We start from the raw sequence: 25,353 nt of genomic DNA on the forward strand, positions 1-25,353 counted from the left end.
GGTCAAGCCCGCTCCCACAGGTACAACACTGGTCTTGAAGGCAGTGATGTACCTGTGGGGGCGGGCTTGACCCGCGATGCTTTTACGGGGCGAATGGCATCTCGCGCTTGTGATGCGTCTTCTCGTACGTGCGCCTGATGATCTCGAACGCTTCCTCGCTCACTGCCTCGCCGTGCAGAAACGCATCGATCTGCGCATAGGTCACCCCATGCGATGCCTCGTCCGGCTTGCCCGGCGCCAGGTCTTCCAGGTCGGCGGTCGGCACCTTCTCCACCAGTGATTCCGGCGCGCCAAAGCTGCGTGCGATGTCGCGCACCTGATGTTTCACCAGCCCGCTCAACGGCGCCAGGTCGCAGGCCCCGTCACCGAACTTGGTAAAGAACCCCATCACCGCCTCGGCCGCGTGATCCGTGCCGATCACCAGCCCGCCACGTGCCCCGGCAATGGTGTACTGCGCCACCATGCGCATGCGCGCCTTGGTGTTGCCCACCACGAAATCCACCAGCGCCGGCTTGCCGTCCCTGAGCGCCTCGACCTCGGCCGCCAGCGCCTGCACCGCCGGCGCGATGTTCACCGTATGGCATTCGTCAGGCTGGATGAAATCGATGCACGCCTGGGCGTCATGCTCGTCATGCTGCACCTGGTACGGCAGGCGTACGGCGATGAAGCGGTAATGCACATCGCCCGTCTGTTCGCGCAGCTCGTTGATCGCGCGCTGGGCGAGCAGGGCGCCGGTCAGCGAGTCGACACCACCGCTGATGCCCAGCACCAGGGTCTTGAGCCCGGCGTTCTTCAGGCATTGCTGGATGAAGGCCACGCGCCGGGCCTTCTCGGCCTCGAGCGCGGCCGCGTCGGCGAACGGCGGCTGAACCTTGAGCTGCTGCGCAATCTCTCGCTGGACGGCTTGCATGGGTTACTCCTTGGGCACTTTGAATACGTGGCGCAGGTAGGCGACGAAGTTGGCGTCGCGGCATTGGGTCTTGGCCGCTTCATCGGAAATCTTCGCCACCGGCTGGCCGTTGCAGTCGGTCATTTTAAGTACGATGCTCATCGGCGCCACCCCGGGAATGTCACAGGTGAGGTTGGTGCCGATGCCGAAGCTGACATTGATGCGCCCGCGCAAGGCGCGGAATATCTCCAGGGTCTTGGTCAGGTTCAGCCCGTCCGAGAACACCAGCGTCTTGGTCATCGGGTCGATCCCCAGCTTGCGGTAATGCGCGATGGCCTTCTCTGCCCATTGCACCGGATCGCCGGAGTCATGGCGCAGGCCATCGAAGAGCTTGGCGAAGTACAGGTCGAAGTCGCCGAGGAATGCATCCATGGTGATGCAGTCGGTCAGTGCTATTCCCAACAGCCCGCGGTACTCGCGCACCCAGCAGTCCAGGGCGGCGATCTGGCTGTCGATCAGCCGCGGGCCGAGCTGCTGGTGGGCCATGATCCACTCGTGGGCCATGGTGCCCAGCGGTTTGATATCCAGTTTGCGTGCCAGGTGCACGTTGCTGGTGCCCACGAAGCGCGCCGGGAACTCCGCCGTCAGCACCTTCACCACCTGTTCCTGGACCTTGTAGGAGAAGCGTCGGCGGGTGCCGAAGTCGGCCACCTGCAGTTCGGCCAGCTCCTCGCTGCTGGCATTGGCGCGCAGCCAGTCGAACTTGCGGTACAGCTGGTCGCGTGCATCCACCAGCTTGATCTGTGGATAACGGTGCTGGTTGCGCACCTCGCTGATGATCGCCAGCAGCGGCACCTCGAACAGGATCACGTGCAGCCACGGACCGTGCAGGCGCAGTACCAGTTCGTCGTGCTCGATGGCCAGGTGCAGGTAGCGCAGGTTGAAGCGAAACAGCCCCAGAAAGCGCAGGAAGTCCGGCTTCATGAAGCTGATCTGCTCCAGGAAGCCCAACTGCTCGGCACTGATGCTCAGCTCGCTGAGGCGCTCGATCTGTGCGCGGATCTGCGCCAGATAGGGGCGCAGGTCTTCGCCGTTGCGGCAGCGGAACTCCCACTCCACATCCACGTTGGGGTAGTTGTGCAGCACCGCCTGCATCATCGTCAGCTTGTAGAAATCGGTATCGAGCAGGCTCTGCACGATGCGGTTGGCGAAGGCACTTTCGCTCATAAAGGACTCCAGGTCGGGCGTGCGCCCATCCGGGGCCGCCAATGCAGCCCATTGTGCCAGTCTTTTTGCCGCTGAGGCCGGCGCCGACGGGGTAATTCGGTAGCAGGCTATGGGTAGCGGCGGTTTTCGCATTGGCCAGCTAGCCTCTTATGGTGCCCGCTGTAGCAGATGCGCACCAAGGATGTGCAGTTCGGTTACGTATCTTGTTACAGGCTGGTTGCACGTAAACACAGGTCAGGGTTGCAATGATGGCACTCAAGGGTTGCGCTTCAAGCGGTTCGTGGGTGGCGCCAGGTGCAGGGCAGGAGGTTGCACGGCCCGTGGAAAAGGCGCGAAAGCGGCGCCTGCCGAACCTGATCGCGAGTTTTTACAGAATAAAAATCCAATGGCACGGCCCTTGCTCATCGCAATTGCTGAACGTTGTAGTGCCAACCAAAAAAACTCAGGAGCACCACCTCATGTCGCAGACGTTTTACAAGAAAGGCTTTCTGGCCCTCGCCGTTGCCACGGCGATGGGCGTGTCTTCGTATGTACAGGCCGACGTCAAGATCGGTGTAGCGGGCCCGATGACCGGTGCCAACGCGGCGTTTGGCGAGCAATACATGAAAGGTGCGCAGGCGGCCACCGACAAGATCAATGCCGCGGGCGGCATCAACGGCGAGAAGATCGTGCTGGTCAAGGGCGACGATGCCTGCGAGCCCAAGCAGGCGGTGGCCGTGGCCAACCGCCTGGTCGACCAGGACAAGGTCATCGGCGTGGTCGGGCACTTCTGCTCGTCCAACACCATCCCGGCGTCGGAGGTGTACGACGAGGCCGGGGTCATCGCCATCACCCCCGGCTCGACCAACCCGCAGGTCACCGAACGTGGCCTGAGCGCCATGTTCCGCATGTGCGGGCGCGACGATCAGCAGGGCATCGTGGCCGGCGACTACATCGTCGATGTGCTCAAGGGCAAGAAGGTTGCCGTTCTGCACGACAAGGACACCTATGGCCAGGGCCTGGCCGACGCCACCAAGGCGCAGTTGACCAAGCGCGGCGTCACCCCGGTGCTGTACGAGGGCCTGACCCGTGGCGAGAAGGACTTCAGCGCCGTGGTCACCAAGATCCGCTCCACCGGTGCCGACGTGGTCTACTTCGGCGGCCTGCACCCCGAAGCCGGCCCGCTGGTACGCCAGTTGCGCGAGCAGGGGCTCAAGGACGTCAAGTTCATGTCCGACGACGGCATCGTCACCGACGAACTGGTGTCGACCGCCGGCGGCAAGCAGTACGTCGATGGCGTGTACATGACCTTTGGCGCCGACCCGCGCCTGCTGCCCGACAGCAAGGCGGTGGTGGACGAGTTCCGCAAGGCCGGTACCGAGCCCGAAGGCTACACCCTGTACGCCTACGCCTCGATCCAGGCCCTGGCCGCCGCGTTCAACGGTTCCAAGTCGAACAAGGGTGAAGACGCTGCCAAGTGGCTCAAGGCCAACCCGGTGCAGACCGTGATGGGCGAGAAGAAGTGGGACGCCAAGGGTGACCTGACCGTGTCCGACTACGTGGTCTACCAGTGGGACAAGGACGGCAAGTATCACCAACTGGAAAAACAAAAATAACAACGGCCGGCACCCCGGGCACTCGCTGCCCGGGGCGCGCCCCGGTTTTTGCCGTACCTGTCTTTTCTCGTAGATCTGCACAACCCGGCGCCGCTTGTACCGCCTCAACGGCAGTGCAACGTGGTCGGCGCTTGTGCAATCTCAAATACGTGAGATTGCGTTATGGATGGTATTTTCCTGCAGCAACTGATCAATGGTCTGACCCTGGGGTCGGTCTATGGTCTGATCGCCATCGGCTACACAATGGTCTATGGCATCATCGGCATGATCAACTTCGCGCACGGCGAGGTGTACATGATTTCCGCCTACCTGGCGGCTATCAGCCTGGCATTGCTGGCGTATTTCGGTATCGAGTCCTTTCCCCTGCTGATGCTCGGGACGCTGATCTTCACGGTGGTGGTCACCGGCGTGTATGGCTGGACCATCGAACGCATCGCCTACAAACCCCTGCGCAACTCCACCCGGCTGGCACCGCTGATCAGTGCCATCGGCATTTCGCTGATCCTGCAGAACTACGCGCAGATCAGCCAGGGCGCCCGCCAACAGGGCGTGCCGACCCTGCTCGAAGGCGCCTGGCGCCTTGAAGTGGGCACCGGCTTCGTGCAACTGACCTACACCAAGATCTTCATCCTGGTGGCAGCCTTCGTCGGCATGGCCGCGCTCACCTACATCATCAAGTTCACCAAGCTGGGGCGCATGTGCCGGGCCACCCAGCAGGACCGCAAGATGGCCTCGATCCTGGGCATCAACACCGACCGGGTGATCTCCTACGTGTTCGTCATCGGTGCGGTGATGGCCGCGCTGGCCGGCGTGCTGATCACCATGAACTACGGCACCTTCGACTTCTATGCCGGCTTCATCATCGGCATCAAGGCCTTCACCGCGGCGGTGCTGGGCGGTATCGGCTCGCTGCCGGGCGCGATGCTCGGGGGCATCATCCTGGGGATTTCCGAGTCGCTGTTCTCCGGGCTGATCAACTCCGACTACAAGGACGTGTTCAGCTTCTCGCTGCTGGTACTGATCCTGATCTTCCGTCCCCAAGGCCTGCTGGGTCGCCCACTCGTGGCCAAGGTGTAAGTATGTCTGCTGCCAAAAACGCTTCCATCGATATCAAGCGCAGCCTGGTCGATATGGTTCTCGCCGGGCTGATTTCCCTGATCGTGTTCGGCCCCATCGTCGGCGTGGTGCTCGACGGCTACAGCTTCAACATGCAGCCCGCGCGTGTCGCCTGGCTGGTGGCGGGGGTGATGCTGGGGCGCTTCGTGCTCAGCCTGTTCCTGCAGACCAGCAAGGGCCAGGCCATCCTGCAGGGCTTCGAGAGCAGTGGCTCGGGTGTGCATGTGCTGGCGCCGGACTACAAGTCGCGCCTGCGCTGGATCATCCCGGCACTGATCGTGATTGCCATCGTGTTCCCGTTCTTCGCCAACAAGTACCTGCTTACCGTGGTCATCCTGGGGCTGATCTACGTGCTGCTGGGCCTGGGGCTGAACATCGTGGTGGGCCTGGCCGGGCTGCTCGACCTGGGCTACGTGGCGTTCTACGCCATCGGTGCCTATGGCCTGGCGCTGGGCTACCAGTACCTGGGGCTGGGCTTCTGGACGGTGCTGCCGCTGGCGGCGATCGCCGCGGCACTGGCCGGCTGCATACTGGGCTTTCCGGTGCTGAGGATGCACGGGGACTACCTGGCCATCGTGACCCTGGGCTTTGGCGAGATCATCCGCCTGGTGCTCAACAACTGGCTGTCGTTCACCGGCGGGCCCAACGGCATGCCGGTACCGTCGCCGACCTTCATGGGCCTGGAGTTCGGGCGCCGGGCCAAGGACGGCGGGGTACCGTTCCACGAGTTCTTCGGCATCGACTACAACCCCAACGTGAAATTCCTGTTCATCTACATCGTGCTGTTCCTGGTGGTGCTGGCGGTGCTGTACATCAAGCACCGGCTCACCCGCATGCCGGTGGGGCGCGCCTGGGAAGCACTGCGCGAGGACGAGATCGCCTGCCGCTCGATGGGCCTGAACCATGTGCTGGTCAAGCTCTCGGCGTTCACCCTGGGTGCGTCCACCGCAGGCCTGGCCGGGGTGTTCTTCGCCAGCTACCAGGGCTTCGTCAACCCGTCCTCGTTCACCTTCTTCGAGTCGGCGCTGATCCTGGCCATCGTGGTGCTCGGCGGCATGGGCTCGACGGTCGGGGTGGTGATCGCCGCCTTCGTGCTGACCGTGGCGCCGGAGCTGCTGCGCAGCTTCTCCGAGTACCGCGTGCTGCTGTTCGGCGTGCTGATGGTGTTGATGATGATCTGGCGACCGCGTGGGCTGATCCGCATCAGCCGCACCGGTGTGGTCCCGCGTAAAGGAGTGGCGCCATGAGCGACGAAGTGATTCTTTCGGTCGACAACCTGATGATGCAGTTCGGCGGCATCAAGGCGCTCAGCGACGTGAGCCTGAAGGTCCGGCGCAATGCCATCTTCGCGCTTATCGGCCCCAACGGCGCGGGCAAGACCACCGTGTTCAACTGCCTTACCGGGTTCTACAAGGCCAGCGGCGGCAAGATCGAGCTGAACCTGCGCGGCACCCGCACCAATGTCATCCAGCTGCTGGGCGAACGCTTCCAGGCGGCCGACTTCGTGTCGCCCAGAAGCTTTGCCAGCCGCCTGTACTACAAGATGTTCGGCGGCACCCACCTGGTCAACCGGGCGGGGCTGGCGCGTACTTTCCAGAACATTCGCCTGTTCAAGGAAATGTCGGTGGTGGAGAACCTGCTGGTGGCCCAGCACATGTGGGTGAACCGCAACCTGCTGGCTGGGGTGCTCAACACCAAGGCCTACCGTCAGGCCGAGAGCGACGCCCTGGACCATGCCTTCTACTGGCTGGAGGTGGTCGACCTGGTGGACTGCGCCAACCGCCTGGCCGGCGAGCTCTCGTATGGCCAGCAGCGCCGCCTGGAAATTGCCCGGGCCATGTGCACGCGCCCGCAGATCATCTGCCTGGACGAACCCGCCGCCGGCCTCAACCCGCAGGAAACCGAAGCGCTCAGCCGCATGATCCGCGTGCTGCGCGACGAGCATGACCTGACGGTGGTACTGATCGAACATGACATGGGCATGGTAATGAGCATTTCCGACCATATCGTGGTGCTGGACCACGGCAACGTGATCGCCGAGGGCGCGCCGCAGGAGATCCGCAACAACCCGACGGTGATCGCGGCCTACCTGGGCGCCGATGAAGAGGAGCTGGCATGAGCGTACCGATCCTCGAACTGAAGGACCTGGACGTGTTCTACGGCCCGATCCAGGCGCTGAAAAAGGTCTCGATGCACATCGACGAAGGCGAGACGGTAAGCCTGATCGGCTCCAACGGCGCGGGCAAGTCCACGCTGCTGATGTCGATCTTCGGCCAGCCGCGCGCGGCGTCGGGGCAGATCCTCTACCGGGGCACCGATATCACCCACAAGTCGTCCCACTACATCGCCTCCAACGGCATTGCGCAGTCGCCGGAGGGTCGCCGGGTGTTCCCGGACATGTCGGTGGAAGAGAACCTGATGATGGGCACCATCCCGATTGGCGACAAGTTCGCCGGCGAGGACATGCAGCGCATGTTCGAGCTTTTTCCGCGGCTCAAGGAACGGCGCAACCAGCGGGCGATGACCATGTCAGGTGGCGAGCAGCAGATGCTGGCGATTGCCCGGGCGCTGATGAGCCGGCCCAAGTTGCTGTTGCTGGATGAACCGTCGCTGGGGCTGGCGCCGATCGTGGTCAAGCAGATCTTCTCGACCTTGCGCGAGCTGGCCAAGACCGGCATGACCATCTTCCTGGTGGAACAGAACGCCAACCATGCGCTCAAGCTGTCGGACCGCGCCTACGTGATGGTCAACGGGCAGATCCGCATGACCGGCACCGGGCAGGAACTGCTGGTCAACGAGGAGGTGCGCAACGCGTATCTGGGTGGGCACTGACGGCGAACATTAAAGAAGACCCCGGCTTGCCGGGGTTTTTTTTGTGCGTATTACGACCCAATCGCGGGTCGAGCCCGCTCCCACAGGGGCAGCGGTGAACCTTGTGGGAGCGGGCTTGACCCGCGATCGGGCCGCAGATCGGCCTTGCGGCAGATTGTGGAAAAGTTATTTGAAGGTGTGCAGGTAACGCGACACAACGTCGCTCCAGGCACTTGTTTTCAAAGGCATTGAAGTTGTCCCCGATTCGTGTGGAACCGACTGTGGGTAACTTGGTAGTACATGGCTGAAGACCATGTAATACAAGGCTTACAGAGGTGTGGTTGTTTTTTGAGCAGCGGTTTTTCTGACGCTGCAGCGGGCATTTGTCAAGGCTTTTATGGCGAGGTCGATTGCCCCTCATTTCACCTGTGCAGCCTGTGGATAACTCTGTGGGCAAGCACTGGAAAGACTGGCGCAGGCAGCGAGATCAAAGGCCTCGGGCCATCACTGCAGTTATCCTTTTGCATCTCTGACTGTCGCGTTGTTCAAGGGGCGGCCGCCAGGTCAAGCGAAATACTTCCCACGCCAGGCCACAGCCCGCTCAAACCGTGGGCCGCAGCCTGTGCAGTTGCCCCCAGTCTGTGTGGAAGGGCCTGTGGATAACGTGCGTACAGCTCGCGCCGGGCCTTGCGGGGCAAGGCTTTCAGGGTTTTGATCGTTTTTTGTACAGTTGATTTTCGGCTTGCTGCGCAGCGCCGTGGCGGGGCATGCTGCACGCCCTGTCGATCAGTTGCCCGTGGGCACGTTTTCCCGAGGAGATTTTCCATGACTTCCACCGTATTCATCACGGGCGCCACCTCCGGTTTTGGCGAAGCCTGCGCACGTCGCTTCGCCGAGGCGGGCTGGTCGCTGGTGCTGACCGGTCGGCGCCAGGAGCGCCTGGAGGCGCTGTGTGCGGAGCTGTCCAAGCAGACCGAAGTGCATGGCCTGGTACTCGATGTGCGTGACCGCAAGGCCATGGAAGCGGCCATCGAAGGCTTGCCGCCGACCTTTGCCAAGCTGCGCGGGCTGATCAACAACGCCGGCCTGGCCCTGGGTGCCGACCCGGCGCCCAAGTGCGACCTGGACGACTGGGAGACCATGGTCGACACCAACATCAAGGGCCTGATGTACAGCACCCGCCTGCTGCTGCCGCGCCTGATCGCCCACGGGCGTGGCGCTACGATCCTCAACGTCGGGTCGGTGGCGGGCAACTATCCGTACCCGGGCAGCCATGTGTATGGCGGTACCAAGGCGTTCGTCGGGCAGTTCTCGCTGAGCCTGCGCTGCGACCTGCAGGGCACGGGCGTGCGGGTCAGCAACATCGAGCCGGGGCTGTGCGAGAGCGAGTTCTCGCTGGTGCGCTTCGGGGGTGACAAGGCGCGCTACGACGCCACCTATGCCGGTGCCGAGCCGATCCAGCCGCAGGACATTGCCGAGACCATCTTCTGGATTCTCAACCAGCCGGCGCACATCAACATCAACAGCCTCGAGCTGATGCCGGTGAGCCAGGCGTGGGCGGGGTTCTCGATCGATCGTTCGAAGGCCTGAGTGCACTTTCGCCGGCAAGGCCGGCTCCTGCAACTCATGTAGGAGCCAGCGTTGCTGGCGAAGGCATCAGAGGGCGCGCTGCAACCCTTCCAGGCAGGTCGCCAGGTGGTACGGCGTGGTCGACGGCATATCGTGCCGGCTCACCGCGCCACTGGCGTCGCGGCATTCATGCCAGCCGCCGTCATGCAGAAAGTTCTGCTGCAATGCCTGCAGTTGCGCCAGCACCTTGCCCGCGCTGTCGGGCCGCAGCGCCAACGCACGCAGGTATTCGGCCTGGGCCCAGATGCGCTGGGTGGCGTCACGCACGCTGCCGTCGACATTGAGCATCGCCAGCACCGCACCTTTCTTTACCCCCTGTTGCTCGGCATAGCCGAATGCGCGGCTCAACGAGCCATGCAGCGCGCCGCCGCGCAGCAGCGGTGAGGATTCGAGCAGATAGAACCACTCGAACTGGTGCCCCGGTTCGAACCAGTTATCCACAGCCCCGCGCGGTTTTTCCAGCATCACCCCATGTGCCGGGTCGATGAAGTGCGCCTGCATGGCCTCGGTGAGGTTCACCAGCGCGTCCTGTACCACCGCGTCGTGACGCACCGACAGGGTGGCGAGGAAGGCTTCGGCCAGGTGCATCAGCGGGTTCTGCAACGGCCCGCTGCCCAGCGTCGACCAGTCTTCGGCCAGGCTCGCCTCGTACAGGCCGTGCTCGGTGGCAAAGCGCTCCAGCACCACTTCAAGGGCTGCATTCAAGGTCGACTCGGCCATTGCTTCGTTCACCTTGCCCCAGTAATGCGCGCAGGCGAACACGATGAAGGCGTGGGTGTAGAGGTCCTTGGTGCGGTCCAGCGGGTTGCCCTGGGCGTCGATGCTGTAGAACCAGCCACCGTGCTCGGCGTCGTGAAAGTGGCGTTGCAGGGTACGCAGCAGGGCGGCGGCACGTTCCGCGGCGCCGGGCTGCTCGATGCGGCTGCTGAACAGGTACAGCTGGCGCGCGCAGGCCATGGCACGGTAGCGCTGTACCGGCAGGGGCCGGTGCTGCGGGTCGAGGGCTTCGAATGGCAGGGCCATGTCCGCGTTCCAGCCCGGGCCTTGCCACAGCGGCACGATGCGCTGGGCGAAGTGCTGCTGGACGCTGTCGAGCAGGGCAGGGAGTTCAGGCTGGGCGGTACGAAGGTCGGGCATGGAGAGGCGTCGTCGCGGTGGGCGTTTGTGGCGCATGGTAGCAGGAATTGCGGTTCGGCTTGAGCACCCCTTCGCTGGCAAGCCAAGGGCTCAGCGCAGATCGCCGAGCCCTTGCCAGTACTTGGCCCCGACAAAGATGAAGCGCAACTGCTGGGTGATCTTCGCCTGCGCGCTCAACTGCCCCGGTACCGGCTCGGCCGGCGAGTCGATCAGCTCGGGCAGGGTGGCGAACACGGTCTTGACCACCAGGTCGGCCATCACCCCCAGGGCCGCGTCGTCCAGATGCCGCCAGCGCGGCATGCGTTTGAGGTCCGCCGCCAGGTCCGAGCTGATCCCTTCGCGCAGCTTGGCGATGGCCTGACGCACCGGCTGCGAGCCACCGTACTGCTCGCGGGCCAGGAACAGGAACTGCGCCCGGTTGGCCGCCACCACATCGAGAAAGATGCGCACCGAAGCATCGGTGATGCCGCCCAGTTCGAATTCGTTGTGGCGCACCAGGCGGATGGTCTGGCGGAAGGTTTCGTCCACCTCGTTGACCAGTGCCAGCCCCAGCTGGTCCAGGTCGCAGAAGTGGCGGTAGAAGCCGGTGGGCACGATGCCGGCGGTCTTGGCTACCTCGCGCAGGCTGATGCTGCCGAAGCCTCGGCCGCTCTCCATCAGGTGGCGGGCGGCATCCAGCAGGGCCTGTCGGGTCTGTAGCTTTTGTTCGGCGCGCGGCAGCATGGCGAGTATCGGTTCACAGTCATACAGCCCTGCACTCTAGGGCCTGGGCCGCAAAAAACAAAGCCCGGTCGATGGACCGGGCTGTGGGCGCGGGCACTGGCGCATGGGCTCAGCTCGCGCGGCTGTTGCGTTCGATCAGACGGTCCGAGCCGCCTTCGGCGATGCGAGTGCTGCGTTCGACAAGGCGGTCGGAACCACCTTCGGCAACGCGGTTGCTGCGCTCGATCAGGCGGTCAGAACCGCCTTCGGCCAGGGTCTTGAGGGGCTGTGCAATGACGCTGTCGCTGTCGCGGGCTTCGGCCGAGAGGTTCTGTTCGGTGGCGGGTACGGCGAAGGCGTTGGCAGCCAGCAGGCTGAGGGCAAAACTGAGCAGCAATGGGCGTTTCATGATCTGGCGCTCCTTGGGAGGGCTGGTAAGTGGGTACGGCGCCAATGCTACGCTTGGGGGTCAGATAAAGAAGTTCATAAAGATAATGGTAACAATCGACGGCATTGATAGTCGGAAGTGTTAAGTGCCCTCAACGGGCATGGCTGTTCGCCATGCTGTCATCAGGAGATTCGTGCAATGACGCGCCCTGCCAAAATTCTCACCTGGACCTTCGCCACTGTGCTGTTGTTGCTGGCGGTCCTGATCATCGTCATCGCCACCTTCGACTGGAACCGCATCAAGCCCACCCTCAACGAAAAGGTCTCCGAGGCCTTGCACCGACCTTTTGCGATCAATGGCGACCTGGCCGTGCGCTGGCAGCGCGATCGCGACGAGGGCGGCTGGCGCGCCTGGGTGCCATGGCCGCGCTTCATCGCCCAGGACCTGACCCTGGGCAACCCCGAGTGGCTCAAGGCGTCGCAGATGGTCGGCCTGCAGCGCGTGGAGTTTCGCCTCTCGCCGCTGCCGCTGCTGGCCCAGCGCATCGTGATCCCGCGTATCGACCTGACCCTGCCGGTGGCCAGCCTCAAGCGCCTGGCCGATGGCCGCGCCAACTGGACCTTCGATTTCGGGCCCAAGGACGAGAACGCCGAGCCGTCCAAATGGGTGCTGGATATCGGCGCCATCGGCTTCGACAAGGGCGAGGTGGCCTTCGACGACCAGACCCTCAAGACCGTGGTGAAGGTGCAGGTCGACCCGCTGGGCAAACCCATTCCGTTCACCGACATCGTCGGCAAGGCCAGCGCCGACAAGGCGGCGAGCCAGGGTTCGGCGCCCCAAGACTACGCCTTCGGCTTCAAGGTCGACGGCCGCTACAAGGGCCAGCCGTTGAATGGCAGCGGCAAGATCGGCGGGCTGCTGGCACTGCAGGACGCCACGCAGCCGTTTCCGCTGCAGGCTGACGTGCGCATCGCCGACACGCGCGTCGCGGTGGCCGGCACCCTGACCGACCCGCGCAACCTTGGCGCGCTCGACCTGCGCCTGCGCCTGTCGGGCGCAAGCCTGGGCAATCTGTACCCGCTGACCGGCGTGACCCTGCCCGACTCGCCGGCCTATTCCACCGACGGCCACCTGATCGCCAAGCTGCACGAGCCGGGCGGGGCGGTGTTCCGCTACGAGGGCTTCAACGGCAAGATCGGCGACAGCGATATCCATGGCGACATGGCTTTCGTCGCCAGCCAGCCGCGGCCAAAGCTCACCGGCAAGCTGGTGTCCAACCAACTGCTGTTCAAGGATCTTGGCCCGCTGATCGGCGCCGACTCCAACGCCGAACAGAAGGCCCGTGGTGGCGCGAGCAAGCAGCCGGCCGGCAAGGTGCTGCCGGTGGAGGAGTTTCGCACCGAGCGCTGGCGCACCATGGACGCCGACGTGAGCTTCAGCGGCAAGCGCATCGTGCACAGCGAAGAACTGCCCTTCAAGGACCTGGCCGCGCACTTCGTGCTCGATGACGGCGTGCTGCGCCTGGAGCCGCTGAGTTTCGGCGTGGCCGGCGGCAAGCTGGATGCGCAGATCCGCCTGGATGGCCGCGCGGTGCCGATGCAGGGGCGTGCGCGCCTGAGTGCGCGCAACTTCAAGCTCAAGCAGCTGTTCCCCACCTTCGAACCGATGAAGACCAGCTTCGGTGCGCTCAATGGCGATGCCGACATCAGTGGCCGCGGCAACTCGGTGGCGGCCTTGCTCGGCACCTCCAATGGCGACCTGCGGCTGCTGATCAACGATGGCGCGATCAGCCGTGGCCTGATGGAGATCGCCGGGCTCAACGTGGGCAACTACGTGGTGGGCAAGCTGTTTGGCGACAACGAGGTGAAGATCAACTGCGCGGCGGCGGACTTCGGCATCAAGGACGGCCTGGCCAGTACGCGCCTGTTCGTGTTCGACACCGAGAACGCGATCATCTACATCGATGGCACGGCCAACTTCGCCACCGAGCAACTGGACCTGAAGATCAACCCCGAGTCCAAGGGCCTGCGCCTGTTCTCGCTGCGCTCGCCGTTGTACGTGCGCGGGCCGTTTGCCAAGCCGAGTGCGGGCGTGCAGGCGATTCCGCTGGCGTTGCGCGGGGCGGGGATGGTGGCGTTGGGGGTGGCGGTAGCGCCGGCGGCGGCGTTGCTGGCGCTGGTGGCGCCCAGCGGCGGGGACGAGAACCAGTGCACGCCGTTGCTGGAGCAGATGCGTTCGGGCAAGGCGCCCAAGACCGTCAAGGCTGGCTAAACGCATCGCGGGTCAAGCCCGCTCCCACAAGGATCACCACGGACCCTGTGGGAGCGGGCTTGACCCGCGATGAAGTCGCTGCGGTTTACAGCCCTTTGAGCAGATCCGCCATATCGTCCGCGTGCTCTTCTTCCTGGGCCAGGATGTCTTCGAAGATGCGCCGGGTGGTCGGGTCGCTGTCACCGATGTACTGGATGATCTCGCGGTAGCTGTCGATGGCGATGCGCTCGGCGACCAGGTCTTCGAGCACCATTTCCTTGAGGGTCTTGCCTGCCACGTACTGCGCGTGGGAGTTCTTGCTCAGGTTGTCGGGGTTGAAGTCCGGTTCGCCGCCCAGCTGCACGATGCGCTCGGCCAGCTTGTCGGCGTGCTCCATCTCCTGGTTGGCGTGCTCCAGGAACTCTTCGGCGGCCACGTTGGCCTTGATTCCCTCGGCCATGAAGTAGTGGCGTTTGTAGCGCAGTACGCACACCCACTCGGTGGCCAGCGACTCGTTCAGCAGGCGCAGGATCTTTTCGCGGTCGGCGGTGTAGCCTTCGGTCACCGCACCGTCTTCCACGTGCTGGCGGGCGCGGTGGCGCAGGGTTTGTACATCGGTCAGTTCAACGTTGCTCATCATGTTCTCCAAGCTGAAAACGGGGTTTCACGCTCTGACGGCGCGTCGGGTGCACAGTGTGTGATTGATTGGCGCGCTAAAAGTTTTACGCGCCGGGAAGGGCCTGTTCGTCCTTCTGGCGTTGCTCGCACGTCTTGAAGCCCTTGGCATCCACATGCCCGGTGGCATCGAAACGCACGTAGTAAGCCTGTTGCTTGCCTTCATGGTTTAGCACGTAGTTGTTGCATGTGCCGCCGTGGGGCAGGTCGATGACGGAGGAAGGGCTGCCGCCGATGGCGATCACCTGCTGCATGGTCATGCCGTTGCCCACCTGCTTGACCAGCGGCTGTTCGCGGTAGGTCACGTAGTCCACAGGGTTTTCAGGGCGGTTGCTGCCGCAGCCTACCAGGGTGGCGCTTGCCAGCAGGGCTGCCAGGGCGTGCTTGTACATGGTCTCGCTCCCTTGTGAAGGCCGTCATGGCCTGATAAGGGTTGGAACCGCAGCGCACGCCGGGAGTTCGATTGCAGTTGCCATTGTTGTGCCTGTAGGGTGGTGCGCACTGCCACGGATCGGGAGGGGCCGCCATGTCGCAAGCGCTTGCAACGCGTTATCCACTGGTACTGGTGCCGGGCATGCTCGGCTTCGTGCGCCTGGTTCTGTACCCGTACTGGTTCGGCATTGTCGCGGCCCTGCGCCGGGGCGGGGCCACGGTGTTCCCGGTGCAGGTCTCGCCGATCCACGGCAACGAGGTGCGCGGTGAACAGCTGCTGCGCATCATCGACGACCTGCGCCGCCGCACCGGCGCCGACAAGGTTCACCTGCTGGGCCACAGCCAGGGTGCGCTGACCGCCCGTTATGCGGCGGCCAGGCGCCCGGAATGGGTGGCCTCGGTCACCTCCATCGCGGGCCCCAACCACGGCTCCGAACTGGCCGACTACCTGGACAGGCACTACCCCGGCGATTCCGCCCGCGGGCGCCTTCTCAAGTGGGTGCTGCACGGGCTGGCACGGCTGATGGGCTGGCTGGAAACCGGCTGGCGCGGGGCAGGCCTGCCCATCGACGTGCACGCCTCGCACCAGTCGCTGACATTCGAGGGCGTGGCCCTGTTCAACCAGCGTTATCCACAGGGCCTGCCGCTGACCTGGGGTGGCCAGGGGCCGGCCGAGGTCGACGGGGTGCGCTACTACTCGTGGTCGGGCACCTTGCAGCCGGGCATCACCGACAGCGGGCGCAACCGCTTCGATGGCAGCAACCGCTTCTGCCGCCTGTTCGCGCGCACCTTCGTGCGTGAACCGGGCCAGTGCGACGGCATGGTCGGGCGGTTCAGCTCGCACCTGGGCCAGGTGATCGGCGACGACTACCCGCTGGATCACCTGGATATCGTCAACCAGTCACTCGGCGCGGTGGGCAAGGGCGCCGACCCGGTACGGCTGTTTACCGAGCACGCGGCGCGTCTGAAGGCGGCGGGGCTTTGAGGCGGCGCAGCGGGGTGGTCCAGCGTTCGGCCAGAATCACCCCGGCCAGGGTCAGCACGCCGCCCACCAGGTGATACGGCGCCAGGCGCTCGTCGAGCACCAGTGCCGCGATCACCGCGGTCAGCGCCGGCAGCAGGTTGAAGAACAGCGTGGTGCGGCTGGGCCCCAGGCGCACCACCGCCTGCATCCACACCAGTGGCGCCACGATCGAGGCCAGCACGCAGGCATAGAGCACCAGGCCGATGTTGTCCACGCTCAGCCCGGCCTTGGGCGAGAACAGGTACAGCGGCAACAGCACCACGATCGCCACCAGCACCTGCAGGTACAGCAGTTGCAGCGGCGGCAGGCGCAGCTGCCACTTTTTCAGCAGGGTGCTGTACACCGCATAGGCCAGGGTGGCGATCAGCATCATCGCGTCTCCCAGGTTCAGGCCGTGGGCCAGCAGCGCGGCCGGGTCGCCGCCGGACACCACCACCAGCACCCCGGCGAACGACACCAGTGCACCCAGCAGCGCGCCGGCGCTCAGGCGCTGGCCCAGGGTGGCGATGGCCAGGGCCAGCGACATCAGCGGCATCAGCGACAGGATGATGCCCATGTTGGTGGCGCTGGTGATGGCGGCGGCAAAGTACGCCAGGCTCTGGTACACCGCCATGCCCAGCACCCCGAGGATGACGATCTTGCCCAGGTGCGGGCGGATCGCCGCGCGGTTGCGCAGCACTGCCCGCAGCAGGAACGGGCTGAGCAGCAGGCCGGCGAGCACCCAGCGGTAGAAGCCGATCTCGGCAGGGAAGATGGCGCCGACGGCCAGCTTGTTGACCACGGTGTTGCCGGCCCAGATCAGAATGGCTAGCAGGGGGAACACATAATTCATGCAACAGGGACTCTTTGAAGGTGACGGCGGTCATTATCCGCCTGTCTGTCTGGATGTTTATACTGCGATCCAGACAACCCGCCCATTGATCCAGACAGCATTCGACCGACAGCATGGCACGCAAATACCTCGACATCCCGCAGCTGGACGCGCTACCGGCACCGGTGTACTTCCGCTATGACGAGTTCGGCGCCGACACCCACAGCGCCGCGCACCGTCACGCCTGGGGCCAGCTCAACTACACCGCCCATGGGGTGATGCAGCTGGAGATCGACGGCCGGCGCTTTTTCTCGCCGCCCAACTACGCGGTATGGGTGCCGCCGGACACCGAGCATGGCTGCTACAACCCCCAGGCCGTGGTGTACCGCTCGGTGTACATCACCCGCGAGCTGAGCCAGAGCCTGCCTGCGCAGCCGTGCAGCCTGGTGATCAGCGACATCCTCAAGGCCATCCTCGGCGATTTTGCCCGGCGCGACGTCAAGGTACCGCGCACCGATGCCGACCAGCGCCTGGCCCAGGTGCTGGTGGACCAGTTGCACTGCGCCCCGGTGCACACCGGCTACCTGCCGTACGCCCAGGGCCCGGGCCTGCGCAGCGTGCTGCAGGCCCTGCAGCGCAACCCTGGGGACAACCGTCCGCTGGGCGACTGGGCGGCCAGCGTACATGTGAGCGAGCGCACCCTGGCCCGCCAGTTCATCCGCGAGCTGGGTATCAGCTTTGGCGAATGGCGCCAGCGTCTGCGGTTTCTGCGGGCCATCGAGGCCCTGGAGGGCGAGCAGAGCATCCAGCAGATCGCCTTCGACCTGGGCTACGGCAGCCCATCGGCTTTTATCGCGATGTTCCAGCGCCAGGCCCAGTGCACCCCGGAGCAGTACCGACGCCAGGCGCGCCGCGGCTGACAGGGGTTTGTAAAAATTCTTGTCTACACTGGTGTCGAGGCTGCGCGGATGGCGTGGCGACCAGGAGAATGCCCCATGAAAATGTTGCGTGTGCCGTTGCTGCTGCTTGGCGTCCTGATGTGTTCGCAGGGGTTCGCCGCCACCGCACAGCAGGAGAAGATGAAGACCTGCAATGCCGACGCCACCTCCCAGGCGCTCAAGGGTGACGCGCGCAAGGCGTTCATGAGCACCTGCCTGAAAAAGGCCGAGCCCGCGACCCAGCAGGAGAAGATGAAGACCTGCAATGCCGACGCCACCACCCAGGCGCTCAAGGGCGACGAGCGCAAGGCGTTCATGAGTACCTGCCTGAAGAAGAAATGAGCCCCCGCTGAGGCTCAGTCGCGTGCCGGCAGGCCCACATACACCAGCCGGTCCACGCCCTCGCCAAAGAAGAACGAGAACGGCCGCCCCAGTGCGTCCATGCGCTGGTTGCACTCGGCGTGCAGTTCCCGGGCACGCGCATGGGTCATCTCGGCCATCGGCGCCGATACCAGTGGCGGGCCGATCACGAAGTGCAGGTGAATGTTGTCGGGGTTCAGGTAGTCGAGCCAGTTGCGGGTGCTGAACGCCACCTGCAGGGTGCCGTTATCGACCAGTCGGCGCAGCGCCGCGTCTTCGAACTGCAGGTGCACTGGCACCTGGGCGGCCTGGAAGTCGCGGTTGCGCACGTGCAGCAGGCCCTGACGGCCCGAGCCGAGCTCGCCTGGCCCGGTGGCGAGCATGTAGAACGGCAGTGTCGGAGTCATGCCGGCCTCCAGGGTGCAGAGCATCTGGTCATCGGCCTGCGGCAGCACCTTGAGGTAGGGGTTGCTGTGCGGCGGGGTACCGATGCCCTGGCCAAGGGCAATGTGCAGGTTCTGCGGGGTCAGCACGGTGGTGTCGAAGTGACGCGGCGGCGCGCCCGTGCCCTGGCGCTGGCCGGTCAGCCCCTGGGCCTGGTCGGCGTCGAAACGCAGCTTCATGTTCAGGGTCACCGCATTGCGTGCCGGGATGATGGCTTCGAACACCTCGCGAATCTCGTCCAGCTGCTGTGGGCTCAGTGAGTCGTCCGTCAGGCGCAGGTGCACCACCTTGTCGTTGTACTCGTCCATCTCCATCACCAGGCTGTCGGTGGGGATGTGGTGCGCGGCCAGCAGCGCGAAGATCGATTCGCGGTAGCTGTAATGCACGTCCCGGCTGTAGTACAGGTCGCCCACCGGCGCCTGGAAGTGCAGCACCAGAAAGTCCTTGTCACAGCCTGCGAGCAACAGCGCGAGCGCGCACAGCAGTACCTTACGCATGGGGTTCCTTGGCCGTGTCGGCGTGTTCCTGCAGCGGCAGCAGGCGAGGCTGCCACAGGCGCAGGGTTTCGATGAGGGTGGGCCGACCATTGACGCTAAGAATGATGGCCACGCCCCGGCTGAACATCACCTCCACCTCGTTGTGCGGTTCGGTCTTTTCCTCGATGTCCTCCAGCGGCATGTGCACCGCGATGCCCTGGATGCGGTGGTGTGTTTCGCCGAAGTGCTGCAGCGAGTAGCCCCAGGTGTCCAGCGGGCCTTGCAGGCGGTACACCGCAGCGCGCTTGCCGGTGACGTGGGCCAGTTTCTTCCAGGGCAGGTCGGTGGTGCCGACCAGCGTGCGCAGCATGTAGGCCGGGCCGCCTAGAAACGCCAGGGCCTCGCGTTCGCCGTCGTTCAGCTGGCGTATCGGGGTGGCGCGGCGCAGGTACCTGACGCGGTTGAGCCAGGTCATGAAGAACGTCCAGAAGATCGGCGTGATGCGCCAGACAATCAGCACGCAGAGAATCGGCACCAGTATTTCGAGGATATCTTTTTCGCGCATGCACGCTCCTGCGATTGCGCATGGGCGCGCGGTCATTCCGTGAGGGCGGGCATCATAGAAAGATTGCCCTGGCAACGCCAGCGCGCCGCGCCCCGCGTGCCCCTATGCCTGCTCGTAGAAGGCTGGCAGACTGCCGTCTTTGTGGTCTTTCTGCCTCCGAGGTTGTATGACATTTACCCAGCGCCAGATCGTCCTGGCGAGTTGGCTCATCGTGTTCACCGGGTTGCTGCTGGCGCTGCCGCTCAAGCTGCTGCCCAGCCTGCTGGCCGGCCTGCTGGTGTTCGAGCTGGTCAACATGCTCACGCCCAAGCTGCAGCACCTGATTGCCGGGCAGCGTGCGCGCTGGGTGGCGGTGGCGTTGCTGGGCACGCTGATCGTGAGCGTGCTGAGCCTGCTGTTTGCCGGGGCCATCAGCTTTCTGCTGCACGAGGCGGAGAATCCCGGCGCGTCGCTGGACAAGTTCATGCTGCTGGTGGACCAGGCGCGCGGGCAGTTGCCGCCGTTCATCGACGCCTACCTGCCGGCCAGTGCGGCGGAGTTCAAGGTGGCCATCGGCGAATGGTTGCGCACCCACCTGGCCGACCTGCAACTGGTGGGCAAGGGCGCGGCGCACATGTTCGTGACCTTGCTGATCGGCATGATCCTGGGCGCCATCGTGGCCTTGCAGCGCATCCCCGACCTGACCCAGCGCAAACCGCTGGCCGCGGCCTTGTTCGAGCGCCTGTCGCTGCTGGTGCAGGCGTTTCGCAACATCGTGTTCGCGCAGATCAAGATCTCGCTGCTCAACACCGCCTTTACCGGGGTATTCCTGGCGGTGGTGCTGCCGCTGTTCGGGGTGCACCTGCCGCTGACCAAGACGCTGATCGTGCTGACCTTCCTGCTGGGGCTGCTGCCGGTGATCGGCAACCTGATGTCCAACACGCTGATTACCATCGTCGGCCTGTCGCTGTCGATCTGGGTGGCGGTGGCGGCGCTGGGCTACCTGATCGTGATCCACAAGGTCGAGTACTTTCTCAATGCGCGCATCGTGGGCGGGCAGATTCGCGCCAAGTCGTGGGAGCTGCTGCTGGCGATGCTGGTGTTCGAGGCAGCGTTCGGCTTGCCGGGCGTGGTCGCGGGGCCGATCTACTATGCGTACCTGAAGAGCGAGTTGCGCCGGGCCGAGCTGGTGTAAGGCCGACGGGCCTCTTCGCCAGCCTTGCTGGCGAAGCAGCCAACTCATTTCTGTGGATAAGTGACCGCTTCCACCCGATCCAGCCCCGTACCCATGAAGAAGGTGTACGGCCGCCCGAGCTTCATCTGCTCGGCGTAGCACTGGCTGTTCAGGGCCTTGACCCGATAGTCGATCTGGTAGGCACGCATCAGCTCGTGCTCGCCCAGGTCCGCCAGCTTGAACGCGATGCTCAGGCTCTTGCGGTTCTGCTCGTCAGCCGGCAGCAGCGCGAGTTCACCCTTGTCGACCTGCTGCTGCAGGCTGGCCTGCTTGAAGCGGTAGCGGGCACTCACTTTCCACAGGCTGAAGGCATCCGCTTCGCCTGTTTCGGCAAACTCCAGCACCACCCGCTGCGGGTCATCGCCCTTGGCCGCGTAGATGTCGGTCATGCCCGGGTAATACTGGCGCGGGCTGATGTACAGCAGGCAACTGACCTCGGCCTGCACCTGTTCGTTGACATCCATCGTGGTGCCCGGCCATTGCTCCGGCATCGCGGCCACCGTGCTCACTTCGTCGCCCGGTTCGGCGGGCAGGGTGAACGAGGCGGGCATCGCCTCCAGGGCCTGCAGCTGGCTTGGGGTCAGGCGCTGGCGCTCGGCGGCGGTGGGTTGCAGGGTGACTTCGATAGCGAAGGTGACAGCGTTGCGCGCCTGCACGATGTCCTCGAACAGCCCGCGCAAGGCGGCCTGCTGCTGTTCATCCAGCGGTTGCAGCAGCACCACATGCACCAGGCGCTTGTCCTCGGCATCCACGTCGAAACGCAGGCGCTTGGGGTCGACCTGGCGCTGTTCGAGGGCCTCGCCGATCATCTGCAGTTTGATCGGGTCCAGCCCCCAGCGGGCGGTGCCGACGTCGGTCTGAAAGCGCACGCTCATGAATGTTTCATCGCCGCAGCCGCCCAGCAGCAGCGCGCTCGACAGTGCCAGGGTTCTGGCCAGGTTCATTGGGTTTCTTCCTTGTAGGTCACCGATTCGAGCCGGTCCAGGCCGTCCCCGACCCGAAAGCTCAGGGGGCGTGGCAAGTGGTTGGCAGCGCTTTCGCACGAATGGATCAGCTGCGAAGCATTGGGTTGCAACGGAAAACTGCGGTACAGCCGCTGTTGCCCCAGGTCCGAAAAGCCCAGCATTACCACCAGTGGGTCCACCGACAGGTAGTTCGGCTCGACGAGCCACAGTTCGCCTTTGTCGATCCTGCCTTGCAGGCCGGCGTCGGTCAGCCGGTAATGCGCCGGGTAGTGCGCTTCGCCCAGCTCGACGCTGACCTGATTGGCCGTGTCCAGCGTCATCTGCCACAGGCCGGTGATGCCTTCCGGCAACGGCTTTACCGGCAGCGCCTGCAGTTGGCAGGTGACCTTGGAGTTGATGCGTTCGGTCACATCCCGCGGCACGTTGTCGTCGTCCCTGGGCATCAGCGCCATGGTCAGCACCGTCGGGCTGAGCTCCAGCGGGATCAACAGCGGTTGCGGCAGCGCGTCGATCCGCTGGCGCTCTGCCGCGCTCAGGGCCTGGCGTTGCTCGGGGGTGATGTCCAGGGTGAGTTCGATCTGCAGCGTGTTCGCCGCGCGTGCCTGCAGGATCTCGTCGAACGGTTCGCGCAACGCCTTGCGCTGCGCCTCGCTCAGCGGCTGCAGTTCCCTCACGTACACCAGGTGTTGGTCTTCGAGGTCGACCCGCCAGCGCAGGCTTTTCGGGTCGATCTGGCGTTGCACCAGGGCCTCGTCGATCATCTGCTGCTTGCGCGCGTCCAGGCCGGTGCCCGACGAGCCGGCCGAGTCCTCGAAGCGCAGGGTCATCAGGTCGTCGTTGCAACCGGCCAGCAGCAAGGCGCTGATCAGCGCCAGGGGTTTGAAACTCATCTGTTCACGTCCTTGTGGGGCGGCGGGCTAGCCGTAACGCTTGCGGGCTTCGATCGCCAGGCCGCTACCGATGCTGCCGAAGATGTTGCCCTCGACGTGGCGCGCGTTGGGCAGCATGGCCGCCACGCTCTGGCGCAGTGCAGGGATGCCGCTGGAGCCGCCGGTGAAGAATACCGTGTCGACCTGCGCCACCCCTACACCGGCCTTGTTCAGCAGCTCGCCGACGCTGCCACGCACACGTTCGAGCAGGCTGTCGATGGACGCCTCGAACAGCGCACGGGTCAACTCCACACTCAGCTCGGGCTGCACGCGCTTGAGGTCGACCAGGCGGCTGTCGCTGTGGGTCAGCTCGATCTTGGTGGCTTCCACTTCCATCGCCAGCCAGTGCCCGGCGCGCTGTTCGATCAGCTTGAACAGGCGGTCGATGCCGTCGGTGTCCTCGATGTCGTAGCGCATGCTGCCCAGCGCCAGCTGGGATTTCTGCGAGTACACCGAGTTGATGGTGTGCCAGGTGGCCAGGTTCATGTGGTGGCTGGTGGGCATGAAGGCACCGCTTTTCATGCGGCTGCCATAGCCGAACAGCGGCATCACGCCCTGCAGGCTCAGCTGCTTGTCGAAGTCGGTACCGCCGATGTGCACGCCACCGGTGGCCAGGATGTCGGCGTGGCGGTCATCGAGCATGTGGCGCTCGGGGGCCAGGCGTACCAGCGAGAAGTCCGAGGTACCACCGCCGATGTCGACGATCAGCACCAGCTCTTCGCCCTGGATGCTCGACTCGTAGTCGAAGGCTGCGGCGATGGGTTCGTACTGGAACGATACGTCCTTGAAGCCGATCTTCTTCGCCACCTCGGCCAGGGTGTCTTCGGCCTCCTGGTCGGCGGCCTGGTCGTCGTCGACGAAATGCACCGGGCGGCCCAGCACCACCTCGTCGAAGTCGCGCCCGGCATTGGCCTCGGCACGCTTCTTCAGCTCGCCGATGAACATGCCCAGCAGGTCCTTGAACGGCAGCGCGGTGCCCAGCACGCTGGTGTCATGCTTGATCAGCTTGGAGCCCAGCAGGCTCTTGAGCGAGCGCATCAGGCGGCCTTCGTAGCCCTCCAGGTACTCGTGCAGGGCCAGCCGGCCATAGACCGGGCGCCGCTCCTCGATATTGAAGAACACCACCGAGGGCAAGGTGATCTTGCCGTCTTCCAGGGCAATCAGCGAATCCACGCCGGGACGGTGCCAGCCGACGGTGGAATTGGAGGTGCCGAAGTCGATACCGCAGGCGCGGGCCGGGGATGCGTGACTCATGGGTGTGCTTCCGGGGGAAAAACGGCCGCGCAGTTTATGCCAGCCATCGGCAGAATCAAGACCGAATATCTGCTCGACAGCAATCCTTTGTCCGACTTGAAAGGCTATGCTTGACCCCAATCTTCACAGCAGTGATGCATTCGATAACCGATGGTGAATCGTAAAGATGGACTTCAAAGACTATTACAAGATCCTTGGCGTAGAGCCCACGGCGGATGAAAAGGCGATCAAGACCGCCTACCGCAAGCTTGCGCGCAAGTATCACCCGGACGTCAGCAAAGAGCGCGACGCCGAAAACCACTTCAAGGAAGTGAACGAGGCCTATGAGGCCCTGAGCAGCCCTGAAAAGCGCGCCGAATACGACGAGCTGCGCAAGTACGGCCAGCACGGCCGGCCCTTCCAGGGCCCGCCGGGCTGGGAAAGCCGTGGCGGTGGCGGTGGCGGTGCCGACTTTGGCGGCGGCGACTTCTCGGACTTCTTCAGTTCCATTTTCGGCTCGGCCGGACGTGGCAACGGCAACCCCTTTGGCCGTGGCCAGCAACGCAGTGCCGGTCGGCGAGGGCAGGACGTGGAAATGGAACTGGCGATTTTCCTCGAGGAAACCCTGGCCAACGAGTCGAAGAAGATCAGCTTCCAGGTGCCGCAGTACAACGCGGCCGGGCAGCGCACGGGCGACACCACCAAGACCCTCAACGTCAAGATCCCTGCCGGGGTGACCGACGGCGAGCGCATCCGCCTCAAGGGCCAGGGTGCACCGGGCGTGGGCGGCGGCGCCAATGGCGACCTGTACCTGATCATTCGCCTGGCACCCCACCCGCTGTTCGATGTCGAAGGTCATGACCTGATCATCACCGTGCCGCTGGCACCGTGGGAGGCTGCGCTGGGCACCAAGGTCGAGATGCCGACCCTGACCGGCAAGGTCAACCTGACCATCCGCCCCGACAGCCAGAGCGGCCAGCGCCTGCGCATCAAGGGCATGGGCCTGAGCAACAAGCAGGGCCAGCGTGGCGACCTGTATGCGCAGCTGAAGGTGGTGATGCCGACGCAATCGAGCGCCGAAGCCCGCGAACTGTGGACCAAACTGTCGGAGAAGGCCGGGTTCAACCCGCGAACTCAATGGAGTAAGTGACCATGAGCAGTACCCTGATCGTTCAACTGGACATGCGAACCCTTTGTCAGGAGGCCGATGTACCGGCAGCCTACGTGATCGAGATCGTCGAACACGGCATCGTTGAACCTTCGGGGCGAACGCCGGAGGAATGGGTGTTCGACGACCGTGCCCCGGTGCTGGCCAAGCGCGCGGCCAAGCTGCACCAGGAGCTGGAGCTGGAGTGGGAAGGGGTGGCGCTGGCGCTGGAGCTGCTGGAGGAAGTGAAGCAGTTGCGCAGTGAGAACTCGATGTTGAAGCAGCGCCTGGGAAGGTTTGTGCAAGGCTGACCGGCCCAATCGCGGGTCAAGCCCGCTCCCACCGATACGCCGTTGGCCTCCAAGCCAGCGCTGTACCTGTGGGAGCGGGCTTGACC

Annotated in this window: 25 protein-coding genes and 1 pseudogene; 13 read left to right on the plus strand and 13 right to left on the minus strand. The window is 64.4% G+C overall.

Features of this window, described 5'->3' with window-relative positions:
- Window positions 1-82 precede the first annotated feature (82 nt).
- A complete protein-coding gene (gene nadE, locus QMX96_RS23425) occupies window positions 83-910 on the minus strand; it encodes an ammonia-dependent NAD(+) synthetase (protein ID WP_043863516.1) in 828 nt (275 codons plus the stop codon).
- A gap of 3 nt (window positions 911-913) precedes the next feature.
- A complete protein-coding gene (gene pncB, locus QMX96_RS23430; RefSeq protein WP_043863515.1) occupies window positions 914-2,116 on the minus strand; it encodes a nicotinate phosphoribosyltransferase in 1,203 nt (400 codons plus the stop codon).
- 458 nt (window positions 2,117-2,574) lie between these two features.
- Here pncB and QMX96_RS23435 point away from each other — a divergent pair, with 458 nt between their 5' ends.
- The 6 genes from QMX96_RS23435 to QMX96_RS23460 all read left to right on the plus strand — a co-directional run bounded on the left by QMX96_RS23435 (window position 2,575) and on the right by QMX96_RS23460 (window position 9,228).
- On the plus strand, window positions 2,575-3,711 hold the full coding sequence (locus QMX96_RS23435; protein ID WP_043863514.1) for a branched-chain amino acid ABC transporter substrate-binding protein: 1,137 nt from the start codon (window positions 2,575-2,577) through the stop codon (window positions 3,709-3,711).
- A gap of 162 nt (window positions 3,712-3,873) precedes the next feature.
- Window positions 3,874-4,788, plus strand: coding sequence for a branched-chain amino acid ABC transporter permease (locus QMX96_RS23440; RefSeq protein ID WP_043863513.1), 915 nt, complete (start codon window positions 3,874-3,876; stop codon window positions 4,786-4,788).
- Window positions 4,789-4,790: 2 nt separating this feature from the next.
- Window positions 4,791-6,074, plus strand: a complete 1,284-nt coding sequence (livM, locus tag QMX96_RS23445) for a high-affinity branched-chain amino acid ABC transporter permease LivM (protein WP_043863512.1) — start codon at window positions 4,791-4,793, stop codon at window positions 6,072-6,074.
- Window positions 6,071-6,946, plus strand: coding sequence for an ATP-binding cassette domain-containing protein (locus QMX96_RS23450; protein ID WP_054916169.1), 876 nt, complete (start codon window positions 6,071-6,073; stop codon window positions 6,944-6,946). Before livM ends, QMX96_RS23450 begins: the two co-directional genes overlap by 4 nt.
- Window positions 6,943-7,659 carry an ABC transporter ATP-binding protein gene (locus QMX96_RS23455; protein ID WP_043863511.1) on the plus strand — a complete coding sequence of 239 codons (717 nt, stop codon included), beginning with the start codon at window positions 6,943-6,945 and terminating at the stop codon, window positions 7,657-7,659. Before QMX96_RS23450 ends, QMX96_RS23455 begins: the two co-directional genes overlap by 4 nt.
- An 804-nt stretch (window positions 7,660-8,463) precedes the next feature.
- A complete protein-coding gene (locus tag QMX96_RS23460) occupies window positions 8,464-9,228 on the plus strand; it encodes an SDR family oxidoreductase (protein WP_043863510.1) in 765 nt (254 codons plus the stop codon).
- A gap of 66 nt (window positions 9,229-9,294) precedes the next feature.
- On the opposite strand, the gene QMX96_RS23465 is transcribed toward QMX96_RS23460, so the two are convergent.
- From QMX96_RS23465 to QMX96_RS23475, 3 genes and pseudogenes are all read right to left on the minus strand, one after another.
- A complete protein-coding gene (locus tag QMX96_RS23465; protein ID WP_282362560.1) occupies window positions 9,295-10,404 on the minus strand; it encodes an AGE family epimerase/isomerase in 1,110 nt (369 codons plus the stop codon).
- A 90-nt stretch (window positions 10,405-10,494) separates the two neighbouring features.
- Complete coding sequence (locus tag QMX96_RS23470; RefSeq protein ID WP_043863508.1) at window positions 10,495-11,127, minus strand: TetR family transcriptional regulator; 633 nt, start codon at window positions 11,125-11,127, stop codon at window positions 10,495-10,497.
- Window positions 11,128-11,251: 124 nt separating this feature from the next.
- Window positions 11,252-11,515: pseudogene (locus QMX96_RS23475) on the minus strand (phage infection protein); the annotation flags it as partial.
- A gap of 177 nt (window positions 11,516-11,692) precedes the next feature.
- On the opposite strand from QMX96_RS23475, the gene QMX96_RS23480 reads away from it, so the two are divergent.
- Window positions 11,693-13,765, plus strand: a complete 2,073-nt coding sequence (locus tag QMX96_RS23480; RefSeq protein WP_282362561.1) for an AsmA family protein — start codon at window positions 11,693-11,695, stop codon at window positions 13,763-13,765.
- Window positions 13,766-13,850: 85 nt separating this feature from the next.
- Here QMX96_RS23480 and QMX96_RS23485 read toward each other — a convergent pair whose 3' ends face one another.
- Both QMX96_RS23485 and osmE read right to left on the minus strand, forming a co-directional pair.
- Complete coding sequence (locus tag QMX96_RS23485) at window positions 13,851-14,381, minus strand: ferritin-like domain-containing protein (protein WP_043863506.1); 531 nt, start codon at window positions 14,379-14,381, stop codon at window positions 13,851-13,853.
- An 85-nt stretch (window positions 14,382-14,466) separates the two neighbouring features.
- On the minus strand, window positions 14,467-14,811 hold the full coding sequence (gene osmE, locus QMX96_RS23490; protein WP_043863505.1) for an osmotically-inducible lipoprotein OsmE: 345 nt from the start codon (window positions 14,809-14,811) through the stop codon (window positions 14,467-14,469).
- A gap of 134 nt (window positions 14,812-14,945) precedes the next feature.
- On the opposite strand from osmE, the gene QMX96_RS23495 reads away from it, so the two are divergent.
- Entirely contained in the window at window positions 14,946-15,836 is an 891-nt protein-coding gene (locus QMX96_RS23495; protein WP_282362562.1) for a triacylglycerol lipase, read from the plus strand.
- Here QMX96_RS23495 and QMX96_RS23500 read toward each other — a convergent pair.
- Window positions 15,796-16,707, minus strand: a complete 912-nt coding sequence (locus QMX96_RS23500; protein WP_282362563.1) for a DMT family transporter — start codon at window positions 16,705-16,707, stop codon at window positions 15,796-15,798. The two genes, QMX96_RS23495 and QMX96_RS23500, sit on opposite strands and share 41 nt — an antisense overlap.
- 113 nt (window positions 16,708-16,820) lie before the next feature.
- Here QMX96_RS23500 and QMX96_RS23505 point away from each other — a divergent pair, with 113 nt between their 5' ends.
- Both QMX96_RS23505 and QMX96_RS23510 read left to right on the plus strand, forming a co-directional pair.
- The gene (locus QMX96_RS23505) at window positions 16,821-17,606 is read left to right on the plus strand and encodes a helix-turn-helix transcriptional regulator (protein ID WP_043863502.1); all 786 of its coding nucleotides are present in this window, start codon (window positions 16,821-16,823) and stop codon (window positions 17,604-17,606) included.
- A gap of 75 nt (window positions 17,607-17,681) precedes the next feature.
- Entirely contained in the window at window positions 17,682-17,966 is a 285-nt protein-coding gene (locus tag QMX96_RS23510) for a PsiF family protein (protein ID WP_043863501.1), read from the plus strand.
- 14 nt (window positions 17,967-17,980) lie between these two features.
- Here the strand turns inward: QMX96_RS23510 and QMX96_RS23515 are convergent, their stop codons facing one another.
- Together QMX96_RS23515 and QMX96_RS23520 are read right to left on the minus strand one after the other, a co-directional pair.
- Window positions 17,981-18,925 (minus strand): hypothetical protein, encoded by a 945-nt coding sequence (locus QMX96_RS23515; RefSeq protein ID WP_043863500.1) that lies wholly within the window; start codon window positions 18,923-18,925, stop codon window positions 17,981-17,983.
- Window positions 18,918-19,469, minus strand: coding sequence for a hypothetical protein (locus QMX96_RS23520; protein WP_282362564.1), 552 nt, complete (start codon window positions 19,467-19,469; stop codon window positions 18,918-18,920). The genes QMX96_RS23515 and QMX96_RS23520 overlap by 8 nt, the downstream gene beginning before the upstream one ends.
- A 166-nt stretch (window positions 19,470-19,635) precedes the next feature.
- Between QMX96_RS23520 and QMX96_RS23525 the strand changes: the two genes are divergently transcribed.
- Entirely contained in the window at window positions 19,636-20,643 is a 1,008-nt protein-coding gene (locus tag QMX96_RS23525) for a hypothetical protein (protein WP_054916161.1), read from the plus strand.
- Window positions 20,644-20,687: 44 nt separating this feature from the next.
- Here the strand turns inward: QMX96_RS23525 and QMX96_RS23530 are convergent, their stop codons facing one another.
- Genes QMX96_RS23530 through QMX96_RS23540 form a run of 3 tightly spaced genes read right to left on the minus strand, consistent with a single transcriptional unit; the run spans window position 20,688 to window position 23,830 of the window.
- Window positions 20,688-21,626 carry a hypothetical protein gene (locus tag QMX96_RS23530; protein ID WP_282362565.1) on the minus strand — a complete coding sequence of 313 codons (939 nt, stop codon included), beginning with the start codon at window positions 21,624-21,626 and terminating at the stop codon, window positions 20,688-20,690.
- Window positions 21,623-22,537 (minus strand): hypothetical protein, encoded by a 915-nt coding sequence (locus QMX96_RS23535; RefSeq protein ID WP_043863496.1) that lies wholly within the window; start codon window positions 22,535-22,537, stop codon window positions 21,623-21,625. Before QMX96_RS23535 ends, QMX96_RS23530 begins: the two co-directional genes overlap by 4 nt.
- A gap of 27 nt (window positions 22,538-22,564) precedes the next feature.
- Window positions 22,565-23,830 carry an Hsp70 family protein gene (locus QMX96_RS23540; RefSeq protein WP_043863495.1) on the minus strand — a complete coding sequence of 422 codons (1,266 nt, stop codon included), beginning with the start codon at window positions 23,828-23,830 and terminating at the stop codon, window positions 22,565-22,567.
- A 166-nt stretch (window positions 23,831-23,996) separates the two neighbouring features.
- On the opposite strand from QMX96_RS23540, the gene cbpA reads away from it, so the two are divergent.
- Both cbpA and QMX96_RS23550 read left to right on the plus strand, forming a co-directional pair.
- The gene (cbpA, locus tag QMX96_RS23545) at window positions 23,997-24,959 is read left to right on the plus strand and encodes a curved DNA-binding protein (protein ID WP_043863494.1); all 963 of its coding nucleotides are present in this window, start codon (window positions 23,997-23,999) and stop codon (window positions 24,957-24,959) included.
- 2 nt (window positions 24,960-24,961) lie between these two features.
- Window positions 24,962-25,267, plus strand: a complete 306-nt coding sequence (locus QMX96_RS23550; RefSeq protein WP_043863493.1) for a chaperone modulator CbpM — start codon at window positions 24,962-24,964, stop codon at window positions 25,265-25,267.
- Window positions 25,268-25,353: the final 86 nt, after the last annotated feature.

The organism is Pseudomonas sp. PS01300, assembly GCF_029960155.1.
Taxonomy (GTDB): Bacteria; Pseudomonadota; Gammaproteobacteria; order Pseudomonadales; family Pseudomonadaceae; genus Aquipseudomonas; species Aquipseudomonas palmensis.